We start from the raw sequence: 26,603 nt of genomic DNA, 5'->3' as shown, positions 1-26,603 counted from the left end.
TCGAGCTTTCCCAGCGTGCAGGTCTGCATTCTCTGCCGCATCGCTCGTTCGGACTGTTCGAGGTGGAGGGCGGCTGTCGATTGCCGACGGCTGGCGCCGCGGCCCGCAGCTGGACCGCCAGGGCCGTTGGGCGGTTGGCGAAATGGGCGAGGCCGTCACCCGATTGATGTCCCAGGCCGTACCGGCGGCCAAGGTCTATGGCAGAAAAGACCCGTCGCAGGAGGGGCGAGCATGGCTATAATCGGCCGACGTTTCCCTCCTGTCACTACATGAGACTGCCATGACCATTTTCCTCTACGACGCTTCCGTTCCGGTTTTCAAACAACTGCTTACCGCCCTGAGTGACGTATTGAACAAGGCCGAAGCCCACGCGACCGCCAAGAACATCGACCCGAACGCGTTCCTGCAGGCCCGTCTGTACCCGGACATGTTCCCGCTGGTGCGTCAGGTACAGATCGCCGTTGATTTCAGCAAAGGCGTTTCTGCACGTCTGGCCGAGATCGAACTGCCGAAGTATGAAGACAGCGAAACCACCTTCGCTGAGCTGCAAGCGTTGATCGCCAAGGTTCTGGCCTTCATCGGCGAGATCAAGCCTGAGCAGATCAACGGCAAGGAAGGCATCGAGATCATCACCCGCCAGGGCACGCCGAAAGAGAAACGCTTCACCGGTCAGGCTTACCTGCTGAGCTATGGCCTGCCGCAGTTCTTCTTCCACGTCACCACCGCTTACGCTTTGCTGCGCCACAACGGTGTGGAAGTGGGCAAGCGCGATTACATGGGCGCGTTCTAAACCGCCCAAGTACAAAAAAGCCCGCCAAGGTTCGCGCCTTGGCGGGTTTTTTTTGGGGCAAAGATCAAAAGATCGCAGCCTTCGGCAGCTCCTACAGGGTGTACGTGTTCCAATGTAGGAGCTGCCGAAGGCTGCGATCTTTTGATCTTTTCTTTCCTCCTCACCCTGATTGGAAACACTCTGTTAAGATTTGCCCTCCTCATTTTCATGTACTGCCAGTGGGCCCTCGGGCTATCGCTGGTGTTGTCGTTTTCTGGAGTTTTGCATGCTGTTGCCCATCCTTCTGTTGTCCGCCGCCGGTTTCACGGTGTTGACCACGGAATTCATCATCGTCGGCCTGCTGCCGGCCATCGCTCGAGACCTTGAAGTCAGCATTCCCCAGGCGGGTTTGCTGGTGACCTTGTTCGCGTTCACCGTCGCCGCCTTCGGGCCGTTCCTGACCGCTTATTTCGCCAGGTTTGAACGGCGAAAGCTGTTCGTCTCGGTGCTGATCATGTTCGGTCTGGCAAACACCCTGGCGGCGCTGGCGCCGAACATCTGGGTAATGGCCATTGCCCGGCTGGTCCCGGCACTGGGGCTGACGGTGTTCTGGGCGCTGGCCAGTGAGACAGCGGTGAACATTGTCGGGCCGGACTACGCCGGACGCGCCGTGGCCAAGATCGGATTCGGGATTGTCTGCGCCACGGTGTTCGGCATTCCGGTGGGCACATTGATTTCTGATGCATTCGGCTGGCGCAGCGCTTTCGGGATTCTGGCGGTCATCGCGTTTGCCAAGGCCTTGCTGCTGTTTATCTACTTGCCGAAAACCGATCTGCACCAGCATCAAGTGAGCTTCCGCTCGCAGTTCAAGATCCTGCGCAGCCCGCTGATGCTCGGCCATGTGCTGCTGTCGATTGTCGTCTTCAGCGGCATGTTCACCGCCTATACCTACCTGGCAGACATTCTTGAACGCCTGGCCGGTTTTAACGGCACGGTGGTCGGCTGGTGCCTGATGGGCTTTGGTGCGGTCGGGCTGATTGGCAACTCATTGGGTGGTCGTGCGGTGGATCGTCATCCGCTGATCGCCTCGATGATGTTTTGCGCGTTCCTGATTGCCGGCCTGGTGGCGCTGGTGCCGAACATTCATTCGCCCTTTGGCCTTGCGGCGGCGATGGGCATCTGGGGCGTGACTCAGGCGGCGTTGTTCCTGGTCAGTCATGTGCGCTTGATGAAAGCCGCGCCTGAAGCGCCGGCCTTTGCCGCGTCACTGAACATCGCCGGGGCCAACCTCGGGATCGGGCTTGGCGCCATGGTGGGCGGCCGGGTCATCGACTCCGTTGGCTTGCAGGGCCTGGGTTTCGCGGCGGCGGCTTTCATCTTGGCGTCGATCCTCCTGGCCATGGCATTGATGACGTTCAAGCCGCGCGAAATCTGCGCGTGAAGGTGCTTAGATCTCGGTAAACAGCTCGCGTCGGGCACCCTCGGTAATCGCAACAATGCCCGGATGCTTGACCTTGCGTTCCACCGAAATGGCGTAGAACGACTCGGTCACCGCGTCAGTCTGACCGATCAGCGCTACACCGTATTGGCGTTTCACTTCGTCGGCAATCACGCTCGGGCCGATGAAGATCCCGCTGCCGGATTGACCGAAGGCCTGCATCAGCGCGCTGTCGTCGAACTCGCCGACAATTCGCGGCTGAATCTGTTGCTCGGCAAACCAGCGCTGCAAGCGACTGCGCACCACGGTTTCCGGTCCGGGAATCAGCAGTGGTGCGCCGTGCAGGCTGCGGGGGAAATCCTGGCCGTATTGCGCGGCCAGTTCAGCGGTGGCAAAGAAGCTGATCCCGCATTCCCCGAGTTTTTGGCTGTAGCCCTTGATGTCCAGGTGCGACGGCATCGGGCTATCGGAAATCACCAGGTCCAGGCGCTGGATGGCCAGGTCAGCGAGCAGGCGTTCCAGTTTGTCTTCGCGACAGCTGATCCGCAGCGGCTCGCTCAGCTCCATGGTCGGCGCGATCAAGCGATAGACGATGGATTTTGGCACCACGTCCGCAACCCCGACACGAAACAGAATCTGTTGCTCATTGGGCTGCGCCCGCAGCATCAACTCCAATTCGCCTCCTAGCTGAAACATCTGCTCGGCGTAGGGCAGGGCCTGGCGCCCGGCTTCAGTGAGTTCAAGTTGCCGGCCGACCCGGCGAAACAGTTCGATGCCATAGGTTTGTTCGAGGAGTGAAATCTGCCCGCTGATGGTTTGCGGTGTCAGGTTCAGCTGTTCACAGGCGCGCACGATGCTGCCGGTCTTGGCCACGACCCAGAAGTAATGAAGCTGTCGATAATTCAACATGTTGGTGAATCCCCCTGGTCACATCGCTCGTTCATACCCCTGTAGGAGCTGCCGAGTGAAACGAGGCTGCGATCTTTTGACGTTGTTTTTAAAGGTCAAGATCAAAAGATCGCAGCCTCGTTTCACTCGGCAGCTCCTACAGTGAAACCCTGTACTCGAGTCTAGATTCGTAAAAACCGAAGTATAACCGGTAAAAATACGAATTTTCCTGAAGTGTTTACCTCCCTAGAATGCCCCGCTATCGACGGGAGGCCTTTTTGGCCCCGTCTGTTCTATAGAGGAAGCATCATGAAGCTTAAAGCCACGGTTCTGTTGATTGCGTCTTTACTGGTATTGGCCGGTTGCGACCAGGCCGAGAAAAGTGCCCAGCAATTGATGGGCAAGGCTGCCGAAACCGCTAAACAGGCGATCGACGACACCCACAAGGCAGCCGAGCGAGCCATCAGTGATGCCACGGGCGGCCTGATCAGCAAGAAAGAACAAACGGCCAAAGAGGCGGATAAATCCGACTCTTCGTCCCAGGAAATCTAAACCGTCTAAAACGAGTCAGGACTGACCCATGGAATACCTTTTAGAACTTGCTGCAAGTCCCACCGCCTGGGTCGCCCTGGCTACGTTGATCGTCATGGAAATCGTGCTCGGCATCGATAACCTGATCTTCATTTCGATCCTGACCAACAAACTGCCGGAGCAGCATCGGCAGAAGGCGCGGCGCATCGGTATCGGCATGGCGTTGATTCTGCGACTGGCGCTGTTGAGCACCATTGCGTTTATCGTCCAGCTGACTGAGCCGGTGCTCGACATCCTCGGCCAAACCTTCTCGTGGAAGGACATGATCCTGATTGCCGGTGGCCTGTTCCTGTTGTGGAAGGCGACCACCGAAATCCATCACAGCATGGACCCGGCGCCGGAAGATCCAACCTCGAAGACGTCGACCGTGACCCTGGGCTTTGCCGCCGCTATCGGTCAGATCCTGATGCTGGACATGGTGTTTTCCATCGACAGCATCATTACCGCTGTCGGCATGACCGAACATTTGCCGATCATGATCATCGCGGTAGTGGTGTCGGTACTGGTGATGTTGCTGGCGGCTGATCCTTTGGCCAAGTTCATCAACGACAACCCGACGGTGGTGATGCTGGCCCTGGGCTTCCTGATCATGATCGGCATGACGCTGATCGCCGAAGGCTTCGGTGCCCACGTTCCGAAAGGCTACGTGTATGCGGCCATGGCGTTCTCGGCGACGATCGAGGGCTTGAACATGATGTCGCGACGGGCCAGGCAGAAGCGCAGCGCCGCTGAAGCGTAAGCTGCGTTAAACGAAACGACCGCCTGAACGCATTGTAGGAGCTGCCGCAGGCTGCGATCTTTTGATCTTGAAGAATCAAAGTCAAAAGATTGCAGCCTGCGGCAGCTCCTACAAGGATTGCGTTCAGGCGTTTTTATGTGCGGGGGTCAGTGGGCGTTGGCGTGACGGCCGAGTGCCTTTACGGGTTTTACGGGTTGAACGTGGTGGTGATGGTGCCGGCGGGCAATTCGCAGGACTCCCCACAACATGGCGGCGGCCACGGCCAGCCAGCCGGAAATCAACATCAAAATGGTCATTGTCAGGCTCATCAGTGCCTCCTCTTTGCCCTGCTGCGGGCGCACACTCTTGTGTGCTAGTGACAGTCTAGTCGCTGCAATATTTCAGGCTATTGACCAAAGGTCGCCCATCACTAATCAGTTCGCTCTATTGAATGCAACCAACTACCGGTTAAGGCTATACCGGCGCCGCGCCGCGTCCTATGATCGACAGCCAAGCCGGGAACGCGATTGCCTGGCGTCTTAACAAGAGAGTGATGATGGAGCGGGTAATTTCTCGTATTTTATCGGCGGCGCTGATAGCGGGCTGTGTAGCGGGTCTGGCCGGTTGCGCGGGGAGCGTTGCGCCTGAAATCAAGCGCCTGCCGGAGCGTGTCGAACTCAGTGGTCGGTTCTATCGGGGCGTGGCCAATCAAAGCGGCCCGCAAGTGCTGGCCAGCATGTTGTCCCAGCAAGGCGTGGTGATTACTCCGGGTTTGCTCGACAAGCCGTTGCATTTGCCGGGCGCCGAAGCGCAATTGCCGCAGAACATGCAGAACCTCGCCCGCGAGTACGGCATGGTGGTGTATCCCCTCGACAGCAATCTGCCGGCGCTGTTGACCCAGGTCGCGGCCGGTTTTCCGGTGATGGTGCGCTATACCGAAGGTTCCGCGTTCTGGGCTGAACCTCGTTACGCCATTCTCGCGGGCTTCAACCGCAAGAAGCAGACCGTGCTGCTGCGCTCCGGTATGGATCGCCGGAACCTGATGAGCTTCAGTTCATTTGAATCGGCGTTCAAGGATGCCGGCGGATGGGCGGTGCTGATCCAGAAACCGAACCAGATCCCGGCGAACGTTGATCAACAGCGCTGGCTCAAGGCCGCGAATGATCTTGCCCAGGCAGGCCAGGAGCAAGCCGCTGCCCGTGCGAAGCAGGCACTGACTGCGCACTAGCTTCCGTTCGTCATCTGTCTGGCACTGCCAGGCGCGGTTGGCCTCTGAAGGATAAGGCCCGGATGTTTCCGGGCCAGTATCCAGGAGGCGCCCATGGCACATTCCCCTTCACCTTCCGGTCCGCACTCGTCCGAACATTCGTCGGGCGATGAATTGGGCTTTGATCCCGATTCGCCGGACCTCGCCGATCCTCAGGTCGATCCCATCGGACCTGCCAAGGCGCCCAGAGATGTAAAACCGGGCGAGGAGGGCAAGGCTCCAGCGAAGCCTTACGACCCGCTTGCCGATCTCAAACCCTAGATCCCAGTGAGGTGCGTATGTCTACCGATTCGAGTTTTGACGACAAGCGTCCGGACAGTGTTCCAACAACGCCGCAAGAGGACATTGATCCGGTGATGGATCCGAACGATCCGTTGAGAGATCCGTTGGCGCGTCCGATGGTCGTACCCACGGAGCATCCCCATGGCACCCGTGATCCGAGTGCCGGTGACGGTATCCCGGACGACGACCAGATGCCGCTGCCCAATGATTAAAACGGCAATGTGTAGGAGCTGCCGCAGGCTGCGATCCTTTGATCTTGATTTTGAAAGACAAGATCAAAAGATCGCAGCCTGCGGCAGCTCCTACAACGGTGTTACTTCGAGGCTTCGACTACACCGCTCTGGCGGTGCTTCAGGTTCTTTTCCGATTTGTACTGAACGGCTACTGCCGGCACAGTGCTGCCCTTGCCGGTTTCGATCCAGTTGCGAATACGGCTGGCATCGGCAAAGTGCGTGTACTTGCCGAATGCATCGAGAATCACCAGCGCCACCGGGCGATTGCCCATGCTGGTCACCAGCACCAGGCAGTGGCCTGCTTCGTTGGTGAAACCGGTTTTCGTCAGCTTGATGTCCCAGTTCGGCTTGCCGATCAAATGGTCGGTGTTATGAAAACCCAAGCTGTAGTTTGGCTTGCGGAACGAAACGGTTTTTTCCTTGGTGGTGCTCAGCTCGGTCAATATCGGGTATTTGTGAGCGGCAACCAGCAATTTGCTCAAGTCGCGTGCCGTCGATACGTTACGCGGCGAAAGGCCGGTCGGTTCGACGTAATGGGTGCTGGTCATGCCCAACGCCTTGGCCTTGGCGTTCATGGCGGCAATGAATGCGACATAGCCGCCCGGATAGTGATGCGCCAGGCTGGCGGCGGCACGGTTTTCCGAGGACATCAGCGCAATCAGCAACATTTCCCGGCGTGGCATTTCGCTGTTGAGTTTGACTCGGGAAAACACACCTTTCATTTCCGGCGTGTCGCTGATGTTGATGGAGATGTATTCATCCATGTTCTGTTTGGCTTCAACCACCACCAGCGCCGTCATCAGTTTGCTGACCGAAGCGATCGGCACAACCACATCCGGGTTGCTGGCATAGATGACTTTGTTGGTCTGCAGGTCCATCAGCAATGCACTACCGGAAGCGATCTTCAGTTGTGACGTGTCGCGTGGTGCCGCGGTGATATCAGCGGCATTGACCGCTGGCGTGAGTAACGTCCCTGTAAATGCAAAAACCAGGCTCAGGATGGAAAGACGAATTTTCACGCTGGCAGACTCATAAGGTGTGGATTAGCCGTTTGTAACGGGCTGTTTCTTAAAAACCGACGCATTCTAGGAGTATGGCTGAAGAACTGTCGATAGTTGTTCAATGAACAGGTGAAAGTCCTTGAAAACCCCTACAAAACAGCAGGTTTCCGGCGAATGGTCGTGTTACTTCTCCGGGCAAAAAGAACCCCGCCATTGGCGGGGTCTTTTTGTTCGTAGCCGAGGTCTCAGCTGTGCAGCGTTTCCGCTGCGTACAGCGTGTTTTCCAGCAAGCAAGCGCGGGTCATCGGGCCAACGCCACCCGGCACTGGAGTGATCCAGCCAGCCCGGGGCAGGGCGGTTTCGTAGATCACGTCACCGACCAGCTTGCCGTCTTCCTGGCGATTGATGCCGACGTCGATCACGATCGCGCCTTCCTTGATCCACTCTCCCTTGACCAGGCCCGGCTTGCCGGCGGCGACCACCACCAGGTCGGCGCGACCGACGTGGCCGGCCAGGTCCTTGGTGAAGCGGTGGGTGACGGTCACGGTGCAACCGGCCAGCAGCAATTCCATCGCCATGGGGCGACCGACAATGTTCGACGCACCAACCACCACGGCGTCCATTCCGTAGAGGTCTGCACCGGTGCTTTCCAGCAACGTCATGATGCCTTTGGGGGTGCAGGGGCGCAGCAGCGGAATACGCTGGGCCAGGCGGCCGACGTTATAAGGATGGAAGCCGTCGACGTCTTTGTCCGGACGGATGCGTTCCAGCAATTTGGAGGCGTCCAGGTGTTCAGGTAAAGGCAGCTGGAGCAGAACGCCGTCGATTGCCGGGTCGTCGTTCAGTCGATCGATCAGATCGGTCAGCGCTTCTTGAGTGGTTTCGGAAGGCAGGTCGTAGGCTTGGGAAAGGAAGCCGACCTCTTCACAGTCTTTACGCTTGTGCGAGACATAAACCTGAGAGGCGGGATCGCTGCCGACCAGGATCACCGCGAGACCGGGCGTGCGCAGGCCTTGCTGGCGACGCTCGGTGACGCGTTTGGCGATCTGCTGGCGCAGGCTGGCGGCGATCGATTTGCCGTCGATTAGTTGTGCAGTCATTGCGCGTGATTAACCATCGAGAGGGGAAAAAAAGAGAACGCATTCTCGCATGTCACGAGGTGAGGGCAAAGGCGCTTGGTCCGCAAATTCCGCTAACCCCTTTAATTAAATGAATTTTTTTTAAAAAGGATTTGACGCCCTTTGGGGCGGTCTATACTATTCGTCGCACTTGTCGGGCACAGCCTAGCACTGGTTAAGAAGGTCGAGTGGGATTACGGTTCTACGAGACTGAAAAGCACTTAGTTTGTAGTCCTCCAAGAGTACAGATTAATAAGGCGCCCGTAGCTCAGCTGGATAGAGCATCCGCCTTCTAAGCGGATGGTCGCAGGTTCGAGTCCTGCCGGGTGCGCCATTAGGCAGCTTTGGCACAAGTAGCGCGATATGGTGGGCGTAGCTCAGTTGGTAGAGCACGGGATTGTGACTCCCGTTGTCGAGGGTTCGATCCCCTTCGTCCACCCCATATTTCGAAAGGCGCCAGACTAACTGTCTGGCGCCTTTGCTTTAACAGCTTCAATCCGCGGATGTGGTGGAATTGGTAGACACACTGGATTTAGGTTCCAGCGCCGCGAGGCGTAAGAGTTCGAGTCTCTTCATCCGCACCAAATAAAGCTTCACTCATGCCGGTTGGCCTGGTTGGGGTTCAACAAAGAAGTTGTTTAGCTTCTTTGTTACGCAATATGGTGGGCGTAGCTCAGTTGGTAGAGCACGGGATTGTGACTCCCGTTGTCGTGGGTTCGATCCCCATCGTCCACCCCATATTCCGAAAGGCGCCAGATTTAACAGTCTGGCGCCTTTTTTGTTTCAGTGGTTTGAGTGTTTGGCGGCTGCAGGTTCTGGGTCGCAGGGGCGGGGCGTTTCGTCGTATTTATGTTTCTCGATGATGCCGCACTGCCCGCCGGCCTTGCTCGCAAGACCGGCTGCCAGGGGGTTGGTTGGCAACCGCTTCTATATATAGAAGGGTTGGCGCAGAGCCCTGGCAAGATTGGCTGTATTCGCCACCGGGGCGAGATGCATTCGTGCATTCGCCCCTATAAATTGCCTGCTGCGTTTTTACCCGTTTTCAGTAGGGTGACTTCTTGAGTTTGACCTACTAGAATGCATGCCCTTGATTCTGGGGTCGGAAACGGCCGGCCAACGTCTGTGCAACGAGGAATATCCATGCAAGTTTCTGTTGAAAATACTTCTGCTCTTGAGCGCCGCATGAGCATCACCGTGCCGGCTGAGCGCATCGAGACTCAGGTCAACAAGCGTCTGCAGCAGACTGCCCAAAAGGCCAAGATCGCTGGCTTCCGTCCAGGCAAAGTGCCAATGAGCGAAATCAAGCGCCGTTTTGGTGCTGATGCTCGCCAGGAAGCTGTAGGCGACGTGATCCAGTCTTCGTTCTACGAAGCTGTTGTCGAGCAGAAGCTGAACCCGGCTGGCGCTCCATCGATCGAGCCGAAATCCCTGGAAGCTGGCAAAGACCTGGAATACGTCGCTATTTTCGAAGTGTTCCCTGAGTTCACCGTTGCCGGTTTCGAAGGTATCGCTGTCGAGCGCCTGAGCGCTGACGTGGCTGACGCCGATCTGGACAAGATGCTGGACGTCCTGCGCAAGCAGAACACCCGTTTCGAAGTGGCCGATCGCGCCGCTCAAAATGAAGACCAGCTGAACATCGATTTCGTCGGCAAGGTCGACGGTGAAGTGTTCGCTGGCGGCTCCGCCAAAGGTACTCAGCTGGTCCTGGGTTCCGGCCGCATGATCCCTGGCTTCGAAGACGGTCTGGTTGGCGCTAAAGCTGGCGAAGAGCGCGTTCTGAACCTGACCTTCCCAGAGGACTATCAGAACCTCGACCTGGCAGGCAAGGCCGCTGAGTTCACTGTGACTGTGAACACTGTTTCCGAGCCAAAACTGCCAGAACTGAACGAAGAATTCTTCGCTCAATTCGGCATCAAGGAAACGGGTCTGGAAGGCTTCCGCACCGAAGTTCGCAAGAACATGGAGCGCGAACTGCGTCAGGCGATCAAATCCAAGGTCAAGAATCAGGTAATGGACGGTCTGCTGGCCACCAACCCGATCGAAGTGCCTAAGGCTCTGCTGTCCAACGAAGTTGACCGTCTGCGCGTGCAGGCTGTTCAGCAGTTCGGTGGCAACATCAAGCCTGACCAACTGCCGGCCGAGCTGTTCGAAGAGCAAGCCAAGCGCCGCGTTGTACTGGGTCTGATCGTGGCTGAAGTGGTCAAGCAATTCGACCTCAAGCCTGACGAAGCCCGTGTTCGCGAAATGATTCAGGAAATGGCTTCGGCCTACCAAGAGCCTGAGCAGGTTGTGTCCTGGTACTACAAGAACGACCAGCAACTGAACGAAGTCCGTTCGGTTGTGCTGGAAGAACAAGTTGTGGATACTGTTCTGCAGAAGGCTAACGTGACCGACAAATCGGTCTCTTACGAAGAAGCAGTCAAGCCGGTAGAAGCTCCACAAGCCGACTGATCGTTTTTGCGCTAAGAAGTACACACCATAAGCCAGCCTTCGTGCTGGCTTATGCGTATTCAAGACATAACTATTTGGGAGTGACTGCAGAGCATGTTCCGTAATTCGTATATTCAGCAGAACTCTGATATCCAGGCCGCAGGCGGCCTGGTCCCGATGGTTGTCGAGCAGTCTGCTCGTGGCGAGCGCGCCTATGACATCTACTCGCGCCTTCTCAAGGAACGAGTGATCTTTCTGGTTGGTCCGGTAGAGGACTACATGGCCAACCTGATCTGTGCGCAACTGCTGTTCCTTGAAGCGGAAAACCCGGACAAGGACATCCATCTCTATATCAACTCCCCGGGCGGTTCGGTAACAGCGGGCATGTCGATTTACGACACCATGCAGTTCATCAAGCCAAACGTATCGACCACCTGTATCGGTCAAGCATGCAGCATGGGCGCGTTTCTTCTGACGGCCGGTGCCGCCGGCAAGCGCTACTGCCTGCCGAACTCGCGCGTGATGATTCACCAGCCATTGGGCGGTTTCCAAGGCCAGGCGTCGGATATCGAAATCCATGCCAAGGAAATCCTCTTCATTCGTGAGCGTCTCAACACGCTGATGGCCAAGCACAGCGGGCACACGCTTGAAGAAATCGAGCGCGACACCAACCGCGATAACTTCATGAGTGCGGAAGCTGCGCGTGAATACGGGTTGATCGATGAAGTGATCGCCCAGCGCCCAGCTTAAAAATAAGCGGCTCAAAATAGGCTTGGTCGGCTGCTCTGATCACCGGCGGGCTTGAAAAAGCCCGCAATAGCCTTCATCTTGTGTTGCAAGCCTATCGGATTTGGATCGAACGAATGACTGACACCCGCAACGGCGAGGACAACGGCAAGCTGCTCTATTGCTCCTTCTGTGGCAAAAGCCAGCATGAAGTGCGCAAATTGATTGCCGGCCCCTCGGTCTTTATCTGCGACGAGTGCGTCGACCTGTGCAATGACATCATCCGTGAGGAGGTGCAGGAAGCCCAGGCCGAAAGCAGCGCGCATAAATTGCCTTCGCCTAAAGAAATCAGCGGCATCCTTGATCAGTACGTAATTGGTCAGGAACGTGCGAAAAAGGTTTTGGCCGTAGCGGTGTACAACCACTACAAGCGCCTGAATCAGCGTGACAAAAAGAATGACGACGTCGAACTCGGCAAGAGCAACATCTTGCTGATCGGCCCGACAGGCTCGGGTAAAACCCTGCTTGCCGAAACACTGGCCCGCTTGCTGAACGTTCCGTTCACCATCGCCGACGCAACCACCCTCACCGAGGCGGGTTACGTAGGTGAAGATGTCGAGAACATCATTCAGAAGTTGCTGCAGAAGTGCGACTACGACGTGGAAAAAGCCCAGATGGGCATTGTCTACATCGATGAGATCGACAAGATCTCGCGCAAGTCTGACAACCCGTCGATCACCCGGGACGTTTCCGGCGAAGGCGTGCAGCAGGCCCTGCTCAAGTTGATCGAAGGCACGGTCGCTTCCGTTCCGCCTCAAGGTGGTCGCAAGCATCCGCAGCAGGAATTCCTTCAGGTCGACACCCGTAACATCCTGTTCATCTGCGGCGGTGCGTTCTCCGGTCTGGAGAAAGTCATTCAGAATCGGTCCACCAAAGGTGGCATCGGTTTCAACGCGGAAGTGCGCAGCAAGGAAGAAGGCAAGAAAGTCGGTGAATCCCTGCGTGAAGTCGAGCCTGACGATCTGGTCAAGTTCGGTCTGATCCCGGAATTCGTCGGTCGTCTGCCAGTACTTGCCACGCTGGACGAGCTTGATGAGGCTGCATTGATGCAGATCCTTACCGAGCCGAAAAATGCCCTGACCAAACAGTACGCCAAGCTGTTCGAGATGGAAGGTGTGGACCTGGAATTCCGGGCCGACGCTCTGAAATCGGTCGCCAAACGTGCCCTGGAACGCAAGACCGGTGCCCGTGGACTGCGTTCGATTCTCGAAGGTGTATTGCTCGACACTATGTATGAAATCCCCTCGCAATCCGAGGTGAGTAAAGTAGTGATCGATGAAAGCGTTATAGAAGGCAAGTCCAAGCCACTGTATATCTACGAAAACAGTGAGCCGGCTGCCAAGGCCGCGCCAGACGCTTAAGCGTCACGCAGCTGGAATAAAGAAGGGGCCTTCGGGCCCCTTTGCTATTGTGGGAGCGAGCTTGCTCGCGATGCGGCATGGCATCCAGCTGATTTTTTCGATGTATCCTGATCCCACAGGCGCTGCCGTAAGCAGCGATCTTTTAAGTCGTTCCTTTATCCGCTTGTTTTTTTCCAAACCAGCCCCCATCTTGGTTTCAAGCTTACTTCCATCTGTTTACGGCCTTATGGCCGCCGTAGAGGCGAAATCATGAAGACAACCATCGAATTGCCTCTCCTGCCATTGCGTGATGTTGTGGTTTATCCGCACATGGTTATCCCGCTGTTCGTGGGGCGCGAGAAATCCATCGAAGCCCTCGAGGCCGCGATGACGGGCGACAAGCAGATCCTTCTGCTGGCTCAGCGAAACCCTGCTGACGACGATCCCGGTGAAGATGCACTCTATCGCGTAGGTACTATTGCGACCGTTCTGCAGCTGCTCAAGCTGCCTGATGGCACGGTCAAGGTGTTGGTCGAAGGTGAGCAGCGGGGCGCCGTGGAGCGCTTCAGCGAAGTGGACGGTCACTGCCGTGCCGAAGTCTCATTGATTGACGAAGTCGACGCGCCTGAGCGCGAGTCGGAAGTGTTTGTCCGCAGCCTGCTGGCTCAGTTCGAACAATATGTGCAGCTGGGCAAGAAAGTCCCCGCTGAAGTCCTGTCGTCGCTCAACAGCATCGACGAGCCAGGCCGCCTGGTCGACACCATGGCCGCGCACATGGCCCTGAAGATCGAGCAGAAGCAGGAAATCCTCGAAATCATCGATTTGTCGGCCCGGGTCGAGCACGTTCTGGCGTTGCTGGATGCAGAGATCGATCTGCTGCAAGTCGAAAAACGCATTCGCGGTCGCGTCAAAAAACAAATGGAGCGCAGCCAGCGCGAGTACTACCTGAATGAGCAGATGAAGGCCATTCAGAAGGAGCTCGGCGACAGCGACGAAGGCCATAACGAAATCGAAGAGCTGAAAAAGCGCATCGATGCCGCCGGTCTGCCGAAAGACGCGCTGGCCAAAGCCCAGGGTGAACTGAACAAGCTCAAGCAGATGTCGCCAATGTCCGCGGAAGCGACCGTGGTGCGTTCGTACATCGACTGGCTGGTTCAGGTGCCGTGGAAGGCCCAAAGCAAGGTGCGTCTGGACCTGGCCCGCGCCGAAGACATTCTCGACGCCGACCACTACGGTCTGGAAGAAGTCAAAGAGCGGATCCTCGAATACCTCGCCGTGCAAAAACGCGTGAAGAAAATTCGTGGTCCGGTGTTGTGCCTGGTCGGTCCTCCTGGGGTGGGTAAAACCTCTCTGGCGGAGTCGATTGCTCACGCTACAAACCGCAAATTCGTGCGCATGGCCCTTGGCGGTGTGCGTGATGAGGCGGAAATTCGTGGTCATCGCCGGACTTACATCGGTTCGATGCCAGGAAGATTGATTCAAAAGATGACAAAGGTGGGCGTTCGCAACCCGCTGTTCCTGCTCGACGAAATCGACAAAATGGGCAGCGACATGCGTGGCGATCCGGCGTCAGCGTTGCTGGAAGTACTCGACCCCGAGCAGAACCACAACTTCAACGATCACTATCTGGAAGTCGACTACGACCTGTCCGATGTGATGTTCCTTTGCACCTCGAACTCCATGAACATTCCGCCGGCGCTGCTCGACCGGATGGAAGTGATTCGTCTGCCGGGGTACACCGAAGACGAGAAGATCAACATCGCGGTCAAATACCTTTCGCCGAAGCAGATTACTGCCAATGGCTTGAAGAAAGGCGAGCTGGAATTCGAAGCTGAAGCCATCCGCGATATCATCCGCTACTACACCCGCGAAGCCGGTGTGCGTGGGCTGGAGCGCCAGATTGCCAAGGTTTGCCGCAAGACGGTCAAAGAACATGCACTGGAAAAACGCTTCTCGGTGAAGGTCACGGCCGACATGCTGGAGCACTTCCTGGGCGTGCGTAAATTCCGTTACGGCCTGGCCGAATCGCAAGATCAGATCGGTCAGGTGACCGGCCTGGCATGGACTCAAGTGGGTGGCGAATTGCTGACCATCGAAGCCGCTGTCGTGCCGGGTAAAGGCCAACTGATCAAGACCGGTTCGCTGGGTGACGTGATGGTCGAATCGATCACCGCAGCCTTGACCGTTGTCCGCAGCCGCGCGAAAAGCCTGGGGATCCCCTTGGACTTCCACGAGAAGCGCGACACGCATATCCACATGCCGGAAGGGGCGACCCCGAAGGACGGCCCTAGCGCTGGTGTAGGCATGTGCACGGCGCTGGTATCGGCATTGACCGGGATTCCGGTGCGCGCGGACGTCGCCATGACCGGCGAAATCACCCTGCGTGGTCAGGTACTGGCGATTGGCGGTCTTAAGGAAAAACTGCTCGCGGCTCATCGTGGCGGTATCAAGACGGTGATCATTCCTGAAGAGAACGTACGCGATCTGAAGGAAATTCCTGACAATATCAAGCAAGATCTACAGATTAAACCGGTTAAATGGATTGACGAGGTCCTGCAAATTGCGCTGCAATACGCGCCGGAGCCCTTGCCGGATGTGGTTCCGGAGATCGTTGCAAAGGATGAAAAACGCGAGTCTGACTCTAAGGAAAGAATTAGCACGCATTAGTACGCATTTGCCTGAGGGGCTTCCTTGACAGCTTTTTAGAGCCCTTGTTATAAAGCGGCTCTTCAGTAGTGTCTGTAGGCCATTCAGCACTCGTTTTTGCTTTCACCAAAAAAACTTAGAATCATACTCAAAATAGATATAAGGGGACTTAGAGTGAACAAGTCGGAACTGATTGATGCTATCGCTGCATCCGCTGATATCCCGAAAGCTGCTGCTGGCCGTGCGCTGGACGCTGTAATCGAATCCGTCACTGGCGCTCTCAAGGCTGGCGACTCTGTTGTTCTGGTTGGTTTCGGTACTTTCTCCGTAACTGATCGTCCAGCTCGCATTGGTCGTAACCCACAGACCGGTAAGACGCTGGAAATCGCAGCAGCGAAAAAACCAGGTTTCAAAGCCGGTAAAGCACTGAAAGAAGCTGTCAACTAAGTTCGATTCAGGTTTTTGCCTATCCGGGTCGGGGTCATGCCTGACCTGGCAGCGGAGCGGTAGTCCAGTCGGCGAGTCGCCGGTCCGAGACGCCGAGGGTCGCAAGTTCGAACCCTCGGTCCGTTCCGCCAGTTACGAGAAGGCGCATCCTCGGATGCGCCTTTCTTCTATCCGGATTCTACCCACGCTCCACGGTTGCCTAATTTTGAAGTTCAACCGTTTCTGGGGGACGCATGCTGCAGAATATCAGGGACAATTCACAAGGCTGGATTGCCAAGACCATCATCGGGGTCATCGTTGCACTGATGGCTTTGACCGGTTTCGACGCCATCTTCAAGGCTACGACGCACAGCAATGATGCGGCCAAGGTCAACGGCGAAGAAATCAGCCAGAATGAGCTCAGCCAAGCGGTCGATATGCAACGCCGTCAGCTGATGCAACAGCTGGGCAAGGATTTCGACGCTTCCTTGCTCGATGAAAAAATGCTGCGCGAATCGGCCCTCAAGGGCTTGATCGATCGCAAACTGCTGCTGCAAGGCGCAGAAAATTCGAAATTCGCTTTTTCCGAAGCGGCCTTGGACCAGGTGATCCTGCAAACGCCTGAATTCCAGGTCGATGGCAAGTTCAGCACCGAGCGTTTCGATCAGGTCATTCGCCAACTCGGCTACAGCCGCATGCAATTCCGCCAGATGCTGGCTCAGGAAATGCTGATCGGGCAGCTCCGTGCTGGCTTGGCAGGTAGCGGTTTTGTCACGGATGCACAGGTGTTGTCGTTTGCCCGTCTGGAAAAACAGACCCGCGATTTCGCTTCCCTGAACGTCAAGGCTGACCCGGCAGCTGTGAAGCTGACCGACGATGAGGTCAAGGCCTACTACGACGAACACGCCAAGGAATTCATGACGCCGGATCAGGTGGTCATTGATTACCTCGAGCTGAAGAAGGCTTCCTTCTTCGATCAGGTCAGCGTCAAGGACGAGGACCTGCAAGCGGCGTATCAGAAAGAAATCGCGAACCTGGCCGAACAACGCCGGGCTGCGCACATTCTGATCGAAGTGAATGACAAAGTGACCGAGGCGCAAGCCAAGGCCAAGATCGAAGAAGTTCAGGCGCGCCTGGCCAAAGGCGAGAAGTTCGAGGCACTGGCCAAGGAATTCTCCCAGGATCCAGGTTCGGCGAACAATGGCGGTGACCTCGGTTACGCAGGCCCGGGTGTCTACGATCCAGCGTTCGAAACAGCGCTGTACGCGTTGGCCAAGGATCAAGTATCGGCGCCGGTTCGCACCGACTTCGGTTTCCACCTGATCAAACTGTTGGGCGTTGAAGCGCCGGAAGTTCCGACGCTGGCCAGTCTGAAAGACAAGCTGACCCGCGAGCTGAAGACCCAGCAGGTCGAACAGCGATTCGTCGAGGCGACCAAGCAATTGGAGGACTCCACATTCGAAGCTTCCGATCTGGCTCAGCCGGCGCAGGACTTGAAGCTGACTGTTCACACCTCCAAGCCTTTCGGCCGTGAAGGTGGTGAGGGTGTTGCGGCAAACCGTGCCGTGGTTACCGCTGCGTTCAGTCCTGAAGTGCTGGATGAGGGTGCCAACAGCACCGCCATCGAACTGGACCCGGAAACAGTGGTTGTGCTGCGCGCCAAGGAACACCTGAAGCCTGCGCAATTACCACTCGAAAGCGTGAATGCGAGCATCCGTGGGCAATTGGCCAAGGAGCACGCCAGTGCTGCCGCCAAGACCAAGGCTGAACAGCTGATTGTCAGCCTGCGCGAAGGCAAGACTCCGCTGGACAAGGCGATCGACGGCCAGAACTGGAAAGTGACCCAGGCAGCCACTCGTGGCCAGGAAGGGGTTGACCCTGCCGTGCTGCAAGCGCTGTTCCGCATGCCGAAACCGGCAGCCAAGGACAAGCCGACCTTCAACAGCGTGACCTTGGCCGATGGTAGCCTGGTGATCGTGCGCCTGAACGGCGTGAACGAAGCGGCAGCGCCGACCGATGAAGAGAAGGCTCAATACCGTCGCTACCTCGCTTCGCGTATTGGCCAGCAAGACTTTGCGGCTTACCGCAAACAGCTGGAAAGCCAGGCCGAAATCAAGCGTTACTGATGCCTGACTGAGTTTTACGCTACACAAAAACCCCAGCCGAAAAGCTGGGGTTTTTTTATGGGCACAATCAAAAGATCGCAGCCTGCGGCGAATCTGTAGGAGCTGCCGCAGGCTGCGATCTTTTGATCTTGCGTACACCGGGACTTTTTCCCGTAAATCGCAGTCATTACCCCTGTAACTGTTTTAAGACACAATCGGTGCGACGCTAAGCATCGATCTGTTGCACAATACGCCCCGAACCGTTTTCCTCAGGATGTTCAATGTTTAAATCATTTCCCATGCGTGTTGCCGGGCTGGCGTTGGTGCTGGCCGCTGCGGCCGGTTGCTCGTCAAAAAAGTCCGCCATTTATGAGCATGAGAACTTTGACGACTCCGGTACGTTTTCCCGTAACTACCCGGTGACCGATGCGCAGACCTGCGAGGCCGCTCGTCGGGCGTTGCTCAGCCAGGGTTACATCATCACCAGCAGTGACCCGAAACTGGTCAGCGGCCACAAGAGCTTCCAGCAGACTGGCGATACCCATATGGAGATCAGCTTCAGTGTGGTCTGCGCCGATGACGGCAGTGAGGGGCATCATGCGACGATGTTTGCCAACGCCTTGCAGGATCGTTATGCGCTGAAGAAGACCAACAACTCCGCCAGCCTGGGTGTTGGTGTACTGGGTTCGGTGTCGATGCCGATTGGTTCGTCCGACGACTCGATGGTCAAGGTGGCCAGCGAAACCGTATCGTCGGCCAAGTTCTACGAACGTTTCTTCACGTTGGTCGAGTTGTTTCTGCCGCCGGAAGCGAAAAAGGCCGCGCACATCGTCGAGAAGCCGAAAACCGACCTGGGCGTGCCTGAACCCAAGGCTGCGCCGGCAGCGTTGGCCCCAACCCCGACCCCTGCGGCAGAACCTGCACCGGCACCTGCCGCCTCGGAACCGGTTGCTCCACCGCCTGAAACAGCACCGATCACTCCCGCTGAAAACACCGAGCCAGCACCGTCCACGGAAGCCATTACCCCACCGACGAACCCGAGCGACATGGCACCGCCGAGCGAGCCTATTAAGTCGATGCCGTAACAGCTACCAACGCCATATCCAATGTGGGAGCGAGCCTGCTCCCACATTGGTTTTCGTTGGCATCCCGGTTGCCTCGAAAAAATCCCCTGATAAATTCCCGAGTGCCTGCTACGTTTTAATAAGTAGCGACGAAGTGTCGTGCCTGCGTCATTTTTCTTTCACGCGGGCACTTTATGCTCAAGGCGCTGGTCATTTATTCAAGCGTTTTTTCAATGAGCCGTGAGGGATTCAAAATGGACGATTATCAAGAAGAACTGCTCGAGTTCCAGGCGTTTGAACTGGACCCACTGGAACCGGCGGAAGACGCTACCGAGCTATAAGCGTCAGGCGGATTGACGATGACTGCGGCGAAATTCGCCGGGTGTCTGCCCGCTCCAGCGTTTGAAGGCGCGTTGAAACGCTTCGGCTGAGGCAAAGCCCAGCAGGTAGGCGATTTCACCGAACGCCAGTTCGGTATCGCGAATGTAGGTCATGGCCAGGTCGCGGCGTGTGTCGTTGAGAATCGCGCGGAACTGCGTGCCTTCCTCGGCGAGTTTGCGGCGCAAGGTCCAGGTTGGCAGCTTCAGGCGTGCCGCCACTTCTTCCAGGTCGGGTTCCCGGCCACCATTGAGTAACGGCCCCAGTAACTGAGTGATGCGTTCACGCAGGCTGCGGGTGCGTGTCAGTTGCTCCAGTTCCCGCTCACACAGTTGCAACAAGTGCCGCCAGGTGCTCGGGCAGTGCTCCGGGTTACGCTGGGCGAGGCTTTCCAGGCTCAAGCGCAATTGATTGTGCTCGCCGCCAAATTGAACCGGGCAGTCACCCAGCACCGCATAAGCCTCACGGTAGTCTGGCGCTGCGAACTCGATCTCGATCCGTTCGGCACGCAGTGGGGCAGGGCTGATGCTGGACAGTTGTTGCAACCAACCGGCAATGATCGAATCCACGACGAAGCGGTTATAGGCGTTGTAAGGGCTGATGGAATAAAACCGCAGCCAGGCACCTTGGGCGTCTTCGTGAAAGCTCGATTGTCCGCGATAGTTGGAACCGTACAGGGCTTCGAAACGGATCAGGCAGCGTGCCGCTTCGCGCACCGTCGGCGCCTGCGCGGAGGTGACGCCGGCCAGGCCGGCCTGGCTCAGGCGACTGAGCTGGCCCATGCGCAAACCCAGGGCAGGATTGCCGGTCAACTGAATGGCGCCGTGGCCAAGGCGCATATAGCGCGGGATCGAGAGCCGGGCACCCGCTTCGCCAAGGCGTGCAGCGTCCAGGCCGTATTGTTCGAGCAGTGACTGTGGGTCTGCACCGTGGCTGCGCACGGCATCGGCGAGGCTATGAACGAAGCCTACGGAAAGATCACCGAGACGCATCGGCTGCGGTTTCATCGCCTACAACCACAGATTCAACAGACGTGCGCCACGGGCGTTGCCGTCAGCGAATTGCTGCCCGTTGCTGCTGAGAAAGCTCTGGCCGGCGCTGCCCTGATCCCAGAACTGGCCGCGCAGGAACACACTCATGCCGGCGATTGCCTGGCTGCTGGGCGGTTGCGCGGTCAGCGTCAGGCGATGCCAGGCCTGGCCTTCGCTGAGCTCGCCGGATTTGAGGCTGACGGAACCTGGCGTCAACAGGCCCTTGTACCCGCGCCACGGTTTGTCCCAGGTGCCGTGCCCACTGACATACGCCGGGACCGCCACCAATTGCGCGCCTTGTTCGTCGAGCTTGCGGTAGTTGTCGGGGTACCAGCTGTCGCTGCCAATCAGCACACCCAAACGTCCGGCCGGGGTGTCGACGGTGTTGAGTGTGTGCTCGCCATTGGCCTCGATGACCTCATGCTCAGCGAATATCGGGTGCATCTGGCGCTGGGGCTGGCCGATCGGCAGGCCATCGCGGCCGAACACCACGCTGCTGTTGTACAACGCGCCGCGGCCGATTTTCAGGGTGCCGTCGATGACACTGGGGTCGGGCAGCACGATGGAGCCGGCGACCAGGGTGATATGGAATTCTTTCGCCAGGCCACCGAACAGCGCCTGGTAATCCTTGGCCATGCCCTTGGCTTTCATGCGCAGGTGAGCGTCGTCCAGTCGGCTGTCACCCTTGGCACTGATCAACGCGCGAAGGAACTTCCAGGGGTTGCTCACCGCCAGCCAGTTCATCGCTTCCTTGAGCGTGGTGGCCTGATACAACTCGTCTTTCTCGCCGCTGACCATCAGCCAGGTGCCGACGTGTTCCGGCAAGACGACGATGGTTTTGTCATTCAACAGGCCCTGGTCCTGAGCCTTCTGCAAGTAGGCGGCGAGTTTGCGGTGCAGGCGCTCCGGGCTTTGATAGTCAGTGGGATACAACTCGGGCTGGATGCCCAGCAAGTTGCCGCGATCGGCGGGCGTGCCTTGGTCGACGGCCAGATTGATCCGCAGGTCCGACAGGTAATGGCCCACCGGACGATCCGCGGCCCACATTGCGTAGGTCGTGAGGGCGGCGATCAACGCCATGGAGAAGGTCAGGTACAGAAGTTTGCGCATGGAAAACAGTCAGCGGCCGTGTGCAGGGTTCGTGACTAGGGTAGGGCTCATGCCCGTGCTTGCCAAGGACTAGTGCGCATTTGGATCAATAAGTTGTCAGTTACGGTCATTGAGCGACACGGGCGCGGCTCTTAGTCTGTGCAACATGACTGACGGGGGCCGTAGAGCTCCTGCATTTTTTTCCGTGATCGCTCGTTGTGGAGTTACCGATGGCCGCCGCTCATTACCCGCACCTGTTGGCCCCGCTGGACCTGGGTTTTACCACGTTGCGCAACCGTACCCTGATGGGTTCGATGCACACCGGTCTTGAGGAGAAGCCCGGTGGTTTCGAGCGCATGGCGGCCTACTTCGCCGAACGCGCTCGCGGCGGCGTTGGCTTGATGGTCACCGGCGGTATCGGCCCGAACGACGAGGGCGGCGTGTATTCCGGCGCAGCCAAGCTGACTACCGAGGAAGAAGCGCTCAAGCACCAGATCGTCACCCGCGCGGTGCACGAAGCGGGGGGCAAGATCTGCATGCAGATTCTTCACGCCGGCCGTTATGCCTACAGCCCGAAACAGGTCGCGCCGAGTGCCATTCAGGCGCCGATCAACCCGTTCAAGCCCAAGGAACTGGACGAGGAAGGCATCGAGAAACAGATCAGCGATTTCGTGACCTGTTCGAGCCTGGCGCAAAAGGCCGAGTACGACGGCGTTGAGATCATGGGCTCCGAAGGTTATTTCATTAACCAGTTCCTCGCGGCGCACACCAACCACCGCACTGACCGCTGGGGCGGCAGCTACGAAAACCGCATGCGCCTGCCGGTCGAAATCGTGCGTCGGGTTCGCGAAGCTGTGGGGCCGAACTTCATCATTATTTTCCGTCTGTCGATGCTCGATCTGGTGGAAGGTGGCAGCACCTGGGGAGAAATCGTGACGCTGGCCAAGGCCATCGAGCAGGCGGGTGCAACGATCATCAACACTGGCATTGGCTGGCACGAAGCGCGGATTCCGACCATCGCCACCAAGGTGCCGCGTGCGGCGTTCAGCAAAGTCACGGCCAAGCTGCGCGGTTCGGTGAGTATTCCGCTGATCACCACCAACCGCATCAACACCCCGGAAATCGCTGAGCAGATCCTGGCTGAAGGCGACGCTGACATGGTCTCGATGGCGCGGCCGTTCCTCGCCGATCCGGACTTCGTCAACAAGGCCGCTGCCGGGCGTGCCGATGAAATCAACACCTGCATCGGCTGCAACCAGGCGTGCCTCGATCACACCTTTGGCGGCAAACTGACCAGTTGCCTGGTGAACCCGCGCGCTTGTCACGAAACCGAACTCAACTACTTGCCCGTGCAGCAGATCAAGAAAATTGCCGTGGTGGGTGCCGGTCCTGCGGGCCTGTCCGCCGCCACCGTGGCCGCTGAGCGTGGTCATCAGGTGACGCTGTTCGATTCGGCCAGCGAAATCGGTGGCCAGTTCAATGTCGCCAAACGCGTACCCGGCAAGGAAGAGTTCTTCGAAACCCTGCGTTACTTCAAGCGCAAACTGCAGACCGCCAATGTCGAGGTTTGCCTGAACACTCGTGTCGATGTGGCAAAGCTGGTTGAAGGCGGGTACGACGAGATCATTCTGGCCACCGGCATTGCCCCGAGAACCCCGGCGATTCCAGGCGTGGAAAACGCCAAGGTGTTGAGCTACCTGGACGTGATCCTCGAGCGCAAACCGGTGGGCAAGCGTGTCGCGGTGATTGGCGCCGGTGGTATCGGTTTTGACGTGTCGGAGTTCCTGGTCCATGAAGGTGTTGCGACCAGCCTGGACCGTGAAGCGTTCTGGAAAGAGTGGGGCATCGACACGCACCTTGAAGCACGCGGCGGTGTCGCCGGCATCAAGGCGCAACCGCATGCCCCGGCCCGTGACGTGTTCCTGCTGCAACGCAAGAAGTCCAAGGTCGGCGACGGCCTGGGCAAGACGACCGGCTGGATTCATCGCACCGGTCTGAAAAACAAACAGGTGCAGATGCTCAACAGCGTCGAATACCTGAAGATCGATGACGAAGGCCTGCACATCCGAATTGGCGAAACCGGCGAGCCGCAAGTGCTGGCGGTGGACAACATCGTGATCTGCGCCGGGCAGGATCCGCTGCGTGAGCTGCAGGACGGTTTGCTGGCTGCGGGGCAGAACGTGCATTTGATTGGCGGCGCGGACGTGGCGGCAGAGTTGGATGCGAAGCGGGCGATCAACCAGGGTTCGCGTCTGGCTGCCGAGCTCTAAAACTGTAGGAGCTGCCGCAGGCTGCGATCTTTTGATCTTGCTTTTGTAATGGCAAAGATCAAAAGATCGCAGCCTGCGGCAGCTCCTACAGGATTTGCGTTGGCTGGTAGACTCAATGCTTTCCAGATCGCGCAGAACTAATGATTTATCCCTCCAACTGGCTCCCCCAAGCCCCTTTAGAACCCCTCCATCTCGATTGGCTCACCAACGCCGGCATCGAAGTCGCCATCCTGCGTCTGGATCTAATCGATCCGCTGATCAGCGGCAACAAGTGGTTCAAACTCATCGAGCATCTGAAAGCCGCTGATCTCGCCGGCGCCGATGGCGTCATCAGCCTTGGCGGCGCTCACTCCAATCATCTCCACGCACTGGCGGCTGCGGGCAAACGCTTCGGTTTCAGCACCGTCGGCCTGCTGCGCGGGCATCCGCAAGACACGCCGACAGTAGCCGACTTGCAGGCCTTCGGCATGCGGTTGCACTGGCTGGGTTATGGCGGTTACCGCGCGCGGCACGAAGCGGGTTTCTGGGACCCCTGGCGGGCGCTGTATCCCCGTCTGCACCCAGTGCCTGAAGGTGGCGGCGGTTTGCCGGGCGCCAAGGGCTGCATGCCGTTAAAAGCGATGGTCCGTTCGCAACTAAGCGATTTGGGCTGGGGTGACCACGGCGGCTGGTGGCTGGCCTGCGGCACCGGCACGACGCTGGCCGGCCTGGTGTTGGCCGAAGCGGGGGGACAACCGGTTTATGGTGCGTTGGCGGTGCCCGACGATCATGGCGTGGCGCAGCAGGTCGAATCGATCTTGCAAGCGTCAGGTGTGCAACATCCCGCTTACCAACTGTTCGATGCCAGCCGCGGTGGCTTTGCCAAAGTCGATCCGCTGTTACTCGAATTCATTGAACAGACCGAGCGGGACGGCGGCATTCCCCTCGAGCCGCTGTACACCGGTAAGGCACTGCTGATGCTGAAGCAGCAAATCGAAGCCGGAAAATTTGAACAAGGCACACGCCTGATCTTCATCCACACCGGCGGCTTGCAAGGCCGCCGCGGAATGACGTAATCCCGCGGGGTGTTCAACCGCGCTTCGGCATCATCCGCAGCAGGGTGTTGTCGCCGACCACGTAGTGGTGATAAAGCCCGGCTACGGCATGCAGGCCGATCAGCCAGTAGCCGATGGTGCCGCCGAGTACATGCCAGCCCTCGATTTGCCTGGCCAGCGCTTTGTCCTCCGACACCAGCAGTGGCAGGTCAAAGCCGTAGAACATGACTTGATGACCCTTGGCGCTGGTGACCAGCCAGCCCAGGATCGGCATCGCGATCATGAAAATGTACAACGCCCAGTGCATCAACCGCGCGAGGGTGGTTTGCCAGTGGGCAGAGGCGGGGAATATCTGCGGTGCCGGGCCCAGGCTGCGGGCGAACAATCTGATCCAGACCAGCACAAACACGGTCAGGCCCAGCATGAAGTGCGATTCGGTGATCAGCGCTCGTCCGCCACTGCCTTTGGGAAATATCCCGCGAAATTCGATACAGGCGTAGACCAGCACCAGCAAGACCAGCATCAACCAGTGCAGCGCGATCGATACAGTGCTGTAGCGCGAATCGGAGTTTTTCCACGGCATACGGTGTTCCTCACAGGTCGGGTCAAGCCACCGTTCTTGTTCGACGGTGTGCTTTAACTGTAATCCGTTTTGGAGGGTTTGCCCGAGGCGATCGATTGCCGAGTGCTCTGGTTCAGGTAATTGACAGAAAAAATGCACACACCCCCTGTAGGAGCTGCCGCAGGCTGCGATCTTTTGATCTTTGCCTTTATAAAAGCAACATCAAAAGATCGCAGCCTGCGGCAGCTCCTACAGGGGGCGTGTGCGATCAGCTGGTTTGCGGCATCTCGCCGTTGGCCAGGCGCTGGTTGATGTCAGCGATCACTTGCGGCAAATCGGTGATGGTGTCGATCATGTAATGCGGCCGCGAGCCTTCGAACATCGTGTGGATGCGCTTGCGTTCGCTGTCCAGTTGGTCGCTGCCGAGGGCTTTGTAGCCTTCGTAATCCAGACCCAGCGCGTTGCCCGAGCAGATCAGCGCGACGGTCCACATGCCGGCGCGACGACCTTCGAGGATGCCCGGCACCGTGTCGTCGATCTTCACGCAGGCCGCGACATCGTCGATGCCCAGTGCGATCACGTTGGCCAGAGCTTGCGCCGGCCATGGGCGGCCATTCGGCACTTCGTCGGTGGCTACCACTTGATCGGCGACGTAACCGTTGGTGGCGGCCAGTTCGACCACTTTGTCCATGACCTGTTTCGGGTAGCCAGAACAGGAGCCAATCTTGATCCCTTGCTGGCGCAGGTGGGCGATGGTGTCCAGCGCCCCCGGAATCAGCGCCGAATGCTCGGCGATTTTCTCGATTTGCAGTGGCATGAAGCGTTTGTAGATTGCGGTGACGTCATCGTCGGTCGGCGTGCGGCCGAACGCCTTGCGATAACGTTCGGCGACGGCCGGCTGATCACACAGGGTGCGAATGTGATCCCACTTGCCCATGCCCATCGGCCCGCGTGCTTCTTCGATGGACACCTGGACGTCGAACTCGGCGAAGGCTTCGACAAAAATCTGCGTCGGTGCGAAGGAGCCGAAGTCGACCACGGTGCCGGCCCAGTCGAGGATCGCGGCTTGGAGTTTGGTTGGGTTGCTGTAGTTCATGTCTCAAATTCCTGTAATGAAGAATGTTGACCTGTAGGAGC

Annotated in this window: 24 protein-coding genes and 4 tRNA genes; 20 read left to right on the top strand and 8 right to left on the bottom strand. The window is 57.8% G+C overall.

The features are described 5' to 3' along the window. Positions 1–280: 280 nt before the first annotated feature. Together ACA052_RS19755 and ACA052_RS19750 are read left to right on the top strand one after the other, a co-directional pair. Positions 281–790, top strand: coding sequence for a DUF1993 domain-containing protein (locus tag ACA052_RS19755; protein WP_497646404.1), 510 nt, complete (start codon positions 281–283; stop codon positions 788–790). 265 nt (positions 791–1,055) lie between these two features. After that, the gene (locus ACA052_RS19750) at positions 1,056–2,210 is read left to right on the top strand and encodes an MFS transporter (protein WP_497646403.1); all 1,155 of its coding nucleotides are present in this window, start codon (positions 1,056–1,058) and stop codon (positions 2,208–2,210) included. Between the two features lie 6 nt (positions 2,211–2,216). Here the strand turns inward: ACA052_RS19750 and nhaR are convergent, their stop codons facing one another. Continuing rightward, positions 2,217–3,116, bottom strand: a complete 900-nt coding sequence (gene nhaR, locus ACA052_RS19745; protein ID WP_497646402.1) for a transcriptional activator NhaR — start codon at positions 3,114–3,116, stop codon at positions 2,217–2,219. 288 nt (positions 3,117–3,404) lie between these two features. Here nhaR and ACA052_RS19740 point away from each other — a divergent pair, with 288 nt between their 5' ends. Both ACA052_RS19740 and ACA052_RS19735 read left to right on the top strand, forming a co-directional pair. After that, the gene (locus tag ACA052_RS19740; RefSeq protein ID WP_497646401.1) at positions 3,405–3,647 is read left to right on the top strand and encodes a hypothetical protein; all 243 of its coding nucleotides are present in this window, start codon (positions 3,405–3,407) and stop codon (positions 3,645–3,647) included. A 28-nt stretch (positions 3,648–3,675) separates the two neighbouring features. Then, positions 3,676–4,425 carry a TerC family protein gene (locus ACA052_RS19735; protein WP_497646400.1) on the top strand — a complete coding sequence of 250 codons (750 nt, stop codon included), beginning with the start codon at positions 3,676–3,678 and terminating at the stop codon, positions 4,423–4,425. Between the two features lie 146 nt (positions 4,426–4,571). Here ACA052_RS19735 and ACA052_RS19730 read toward each other — a convergent pair whose 3' ends face one another. After that, entirely contained in the window at positions 4,572–4,733 is a 162-nt protein-coding gene (locus ACA052_RS19730) for a hypothetical protein (RefSeq protein WP_497646399.1), read from the bottom strand. 170 nt (positions 4,734–4,903) lie between these two features. On the opposite strand from ACA052_RS19730, the gene ACA052_RS19725 reads away from it, so the two are divergent. The 3 genes from ACA052_RS19725 to ACA052_RS19715 all read left to right on the top strand — a co-directional run bounded on the left by ACA052_RS19725 (position 4,904) and on the right by ACA052_RS19715 (position 6,165). Next, positions 4,904–5,632, top strand: coding sequence for a peptidase C39 family protein (locus ACA052_RS19725; protein WP_497646398.1), 729 nt, complete (start codon positions 4,904–4,906; stop codon positions 5,630–5,632). 93 nt (positions 5,633–5,725) lie between these two features. After that, positions 5,726–5,932: a DUF6021 family protein gene (locus ACA052_RS19720; protein ID WP_497646397.1), complete on the top strand. Its 207-nt coding sequence runs from the start codon at positions 5,726–5,728 to the stop codon at positions 5,930–5,932. Between the two features lie 17 nt (positions 5,933–5,949). Next, a complete protein-coding gene (locus tag ACA052_RS19715) occupies positions 5,950–6,165 on the top strand; it encodes a hypothetical protein (RefSeq protein WP_497646396.1) in 216 nt (71 codons plus the stop codon). Positions 6,166–6,266: 101 nt separating this feature from the next. On the opposite strand, the gene pbpG is transcribed toward ACA052_RS19715, so the two are convergent. Beyond that, the gene (pbpG, locus tag ACA052_RS19710; protein WP_497646395.1) at positions 6,267–7,205 is read right to left on the bottom strand and encodes a D-alanyl-D-alanine endopeptidase; all 939 of its coding nucleotides are present in this window, start codon (positions 7,203–7,205) and stop codon (positions 6,267–6,269) included. Positions 7,206–7,432: 227 nt separating this feature from the next. Next, positions 7,433–8,287 (bottom strand): bifunctional methylenetetrahydrofolate dehydrogenase/methenyltetrahydrofolate cyclohydrolase FolD, encoded by an 855-nt coding sequence (gene folD, locus ACA052_RS19705; protein WP_462024359.1) that lies wholly within the window; start codon positions 8,285–8,287, stop codon positions 7,433–7,435. A gap of 275 nt (positions 8,288–8,562) precedes the next feature. On the opposite strand from folD, the gene ACA052_RS19700 reads away from it, so the two are divergent. The 11 genes from ACA052_RS19700 to ACA052_RS19650 all read left to right on the top strand — a co-directional run bounded on the left by ACA052_RS19700 (position 8,563) and on the right by ACA052_RS19650 (position 19,123). Next, positions 8,563–8,639: transfer RNA gene (locus ACA052_RS19700), tRNA-Arg, on the top strand. Positions 8,640–8,671: 32 nt separating this feature from the next. Continuing rightward, positions 8,672–8,747: transfer RNA gene (locus tag ACA052_RS19695), tRNA-His, on the top strand. A 57-nt stretch (positions 8,748–8,804) separates the two neighbouring features. Beyond that, positions 8,805–8,889 (top strand) — tRNA-Leu (locus ACA052_RS19690). A gap of 78 nt (positions 8,890–8,967) precedes the next feature. Beyond that, positions 8,968–9,043 (top strand) — tRNA-His (locus tag ACA052_RS19685). Between the two features lie 402 nt (positions 9,044–9,445). Then, positions 9,446–10,756 (top strand): trigger factor, encoded by a 1,311-nt coding sequence (gene tig / locus ACA052_RS19680; protein ID WP_497646394.1) that lies wholly within the window; start codon positions 9,446–9,448, stop codon positions 10,754–10,756. Positions 10,757–10,849: 93 nt separating this feature from the next. Continuing rightward, positions 10,850–11,485 (top strand): ATP-dependent Clp endopeptidase proteolytic subunit ClpP, encoded by a 636-nt coding sequence (gene clpP, locus ACA052_RS19675; protein ID WP_095167796.1) that lies wholly within the window; start codon positions 10,850–10,852, stop codon positions 11,483–11,485. A 113-nt stretch (positions 11,486–11,598) separates the two neighbouring features. Continuing rightward, the gene (clpX, locus tag ACA052_RS19670; protein WP_007946893.1) at positions 11,599–12,882 is read left to right on the top strand and encodes an ATP-dependent Clp protease ATP-binding subunit ClpX; all 1,284 of its coding nucleotides are present in this window, start codon (positions 11,599–11,601) and stop codon (positions 12,880–12,882) included. Between the two features lie 249 nt (positions 12,883–13,131). Next, on the top strand, positions 13,132–15,528 hold the full coding sequence (gene lon, locus ACA052_RS19665; protein ID WP_497646393.1) for an endopeptidase La: 2,397 nt from the start codon (positions 13,132–13,134) through the stop codon (positions 15,526–15,528). A gap of 153 nt (positions 15,529–15,681) precedes the next feature. After that, positions 15,682–15,954 (top strand): HU family DNA-binding protein, encoded by a 273-nt coding sequence (locus ACA052_RS19660; RefSeq protein ID WP_002552737.1) that lies wholly within the window; start codon positions 15,682–15,684, stop codon positions 15,952–15,954. Positions 15,955–16,187: 233 nt separating this feature from the next. Beyond that, positions 16,188–18,059: a SurA N-terminal domain-containing protein gene (locus tag ACA052_RS19655; protein WP_497646392.1), complete on the top strand. Its 1,872-nt coding sequence runs from the start codon at positions 16,188–16,190 to the stop codon at positions 18,057–18,059. Between the two features lie 260 nt (positions 18,060–18,319). Then, the gene (locus ACA052_RS19650) at positions 18,320–19,123 is read left to right on the top strand and encodes a DUF2242 domain-containing protein (RefSeq protein WP_497646391.1); all 804 of its coding nucleotides are present in this window, start codon (positions 18,320–18,322) and stop codon (positions 19,121–19,123) included. A 323-nt stretch (positions 19,124–19,446) separates the two neighbouring features. Here ACA052_RS19650 and ACA052_RS19645 read toward each other — a convergent pair whose 3' ends face one another. Both ACA052_RS19645 and ACA052_RS19640 read right to left on the bottom strand, forming a co-directional pair. Continuing rightward, entirely contained in the window at positions 19,447–20,487 is a 1,041-nt protein-coding gene (locus ACA052_RS19645) for an AraC family transcriptional regulator (protein ID WP_497646390.1), read from the bottom strand. 3 nt (positions 20,488–20,490) lie between these two features. Continuing rightward, positions 20,491–21,621: a carbon-nitrogen hydrolase family protein gene (locus ACA052_RS19640; protein ID WP_497646389.1), complete on the bottom strand. Its 1,131-nt coding sequence runs from the start codon at positions 21,619–21,621 to the stop codon at positions 20,491–20,493. 209 nt (positions 21,622–21,830) lie between these two features. On the opposite strand from ACA052_RS19640, the gene ACA052_RS19635 reads away from it, so the two are divergent. Both ACA052_RS19635 and ACA052_RS19630 read left to right on the top strand, forming a co-directional pair. Further along, positions 21,831–23,870 carry an oxidoreductase gene (locus ACA052_RS19635; RefSeq protein ID WP_497646388.1) on the top strand — a complete coding sequence of 680 codons (2,040 nt, stop codon included), beginning with the start codon at positions 21,831–21,833 and terminating at the stop codon, positions 23,868–23,870. A gap of 140 nt (positions 23,871–24,010) precedes the next feature. Further along, positions 24,011–24,925: a 1-aminocyclopropane-1-carboxylate deaminase/D-cysteine desulfhydrase gene (locus ACA052_RS19630; protein ID WP_497646387.1), complete on the top strand. Its 915-nt coding sequence runs from the start codon at positions 24,011–24,013 to the stop codon at positions 24,923–24,925. A 13-nt stretch (positions 24,926–24,938) separates the two neighbouring features. Here ACA052_RS19630 and ACA052_RS19625 read toward each other — a convergent pair whose 3' ends face one another. Next, positions 24,939–25,487 carry a cytochrome b gene (locus ACA052_RS19625; protein ID WP_497646386.1) on the bottom strand — a complete coding sequence of 183 codons (549 nt, stop codon included), beginning with the start codon at positions 25,485–25,487 and terminating at the stop codon, positions 24,939–24,941. A 247-nt stretch (positions 25,488–25,734) separates the two neighbouring features. Next, positions 25,735–26,562 carry a phosphonoacetaldehyde hydrolase gene (gene phnX / locus ACA052_RS19620; protein ID WP_497646385.1) on the bottom strand — a complete coding sequence of 276 codons (828 nt, stop codon included), beginning with the start codon at positions 26,560–26,562 and terminating at the stop codon, positions 25,735–25,737. Positions 26,563–26,603 lie beyond the last annotated feature (41 nt).

Source organism: Pseudomonas sp. LBUM1644, assembly GCF_059716195.1.
The sequence above is the reverse complement of the archived record's forward strand: the minus strand, read 5'-3'. Positions and strand labels throughout refer to the sequence as shown.

Coding starts and splice junctions, on each gene's coding strand:
- ACA052_RS19755 (WP_497646404.1), top strand. CDS start 281: ATGACCATTTTCCTCTACGACGCTTCCGTTCCGGTTTTCAAACAACTG.
- ACA052_RS19750 (WP_497646403.1), top strand. CDS start 1,056: ATGCTGTTGCCCATCCTTCTGTTGTCCGCCGCCGGTTTCACGGTGTTG.
- nhaR (WP_497646402.1), bottom strand. CDS start 3,116: ATGTTGAATTATCGACAGCTTCATTACTTCTGGGTCGTGGCCAAGACC.
- ACA052_RS19740 (WP_497646401.1), top strand. CDS start 3,405: ATGAAGCTTAAAGCCACGGTTCTGTTGATTGCGTCTTTACTGGTATTG.
- ACA052_RS19735 (WP_497646400.1), top strand. CDS start 3,676: ATGGAATACCTTTTAGAACTTGCTGCAAGTCCCACCGCCTGGGTCGCC.
- ACA052_RS19730 (WP_497646399.1), bottom strand. CDS start 4,733: ATGAGCCTGACAATGACCATTTTGATGTTGATTTCCGGCTGGCTGGCC.
- ACA052_RS19725 (WP_497646398.1), top strand. CDS start 4,904: ATGATCGACAGCCAAGCCGGGAACGCGATTGCCTGGCGTCTTAACAAG.
- ACA052_RS19720 (WP_497646397.1), top strand. CDS start 5,726: ATGGCACATTCCCCTTCACCTTCCGGTCCGCACTCGTCCGAACATTCG.
- ACA052_RS19715 (WP_497646396.1), top strand. CDS start 5,950: ATGTCTACCGATTCGAGTTTTGACGACAAGCGTCCGGACAGTGTTCCA.
- folD (WP_462024359.1), bottom strand. CDS start 8,287: ATGACTGCACAACTAATCGACGGCAAATCGATCGCCGCCAGCCTGCGC.
- tig (WP_497646394.1), top strand. CDS start 9,446: ATGCAAGTTTCTGTTGAAAATACTTCTGCTCTTGAGCGCCGCATGAGC.
- clpP (WP_095167796.1), top strand. CDS start 10,850: ATGTTCCGTAATTCGTATATTCAGCAGAACTCTGATATCCAGGCCGCA.
- clpX (WP_007946893.1), top strand. CDS start 11,599: ATGACTGACACCCGCAACGGCGAGGACAACGGCAAGCTGCTCTATTGC.
- lon (WP_497646393.1), top strand. CDS start 13,132: ATGAAGACAACCATCGAATTGCCTCTCCTGCCATTGCGTGATGTTGTG.
- ACA052_RS19655 (WP_497646392.1), top strand. CDS start 16,188: ATGCTGCAGAATATCAGGGACAATTCACAAGGCTGGATTGCCAAGACC.
- ACA052_RS19650 (WP_497646391.1), top strand. CDS start 18,320: ATGTTTAAATCATTTCCCATGCGTGTTGCCGGGCTGGCGTTGGTGCTG.
- ACA052_RS19645 (WP_497646390.1), bottom strand. CDS start 20,487: ATGAAACCGCAGCCGATGCGTCTCGGTGATCTTTCCGTAGGCTTCGTT.
- ACA052_RS19640 (WP_497646389.1), bottom strand. CDS start 21,621: ATGCGCAAACTTCTGTACCTGACCTTCTCCATGGCGTTGATCGCCGCC.
- ACA052_RS19635 (WP_497646388.1), top strand. CDS start 21,831: ATGGCCGCCGCTCATTACCCGCACCTGTTGGCCCCGCTGGACCTGGGT.
- ACA052_RS19630 (WP_497646387.1), top strand. CDS start 24,011: ATGATTTATCCCTCCAACTGGCTCCCCCAAGCCCCTTTAGAACCCCTC.
- ACA052_RS19625 (WP_497646386.1), bottom strand. CDS start 25,487: ATGCCGTGGAAAAACTCCGATTCGCGCTACAGCACTGTATCGATCGCG.
- phnX (WP_497646385.1), bottom strand. CDS start 26,562: ATGAACTACAGCAACCCAACCAAACTCCAAGCCGCGATCCTCGACTGG.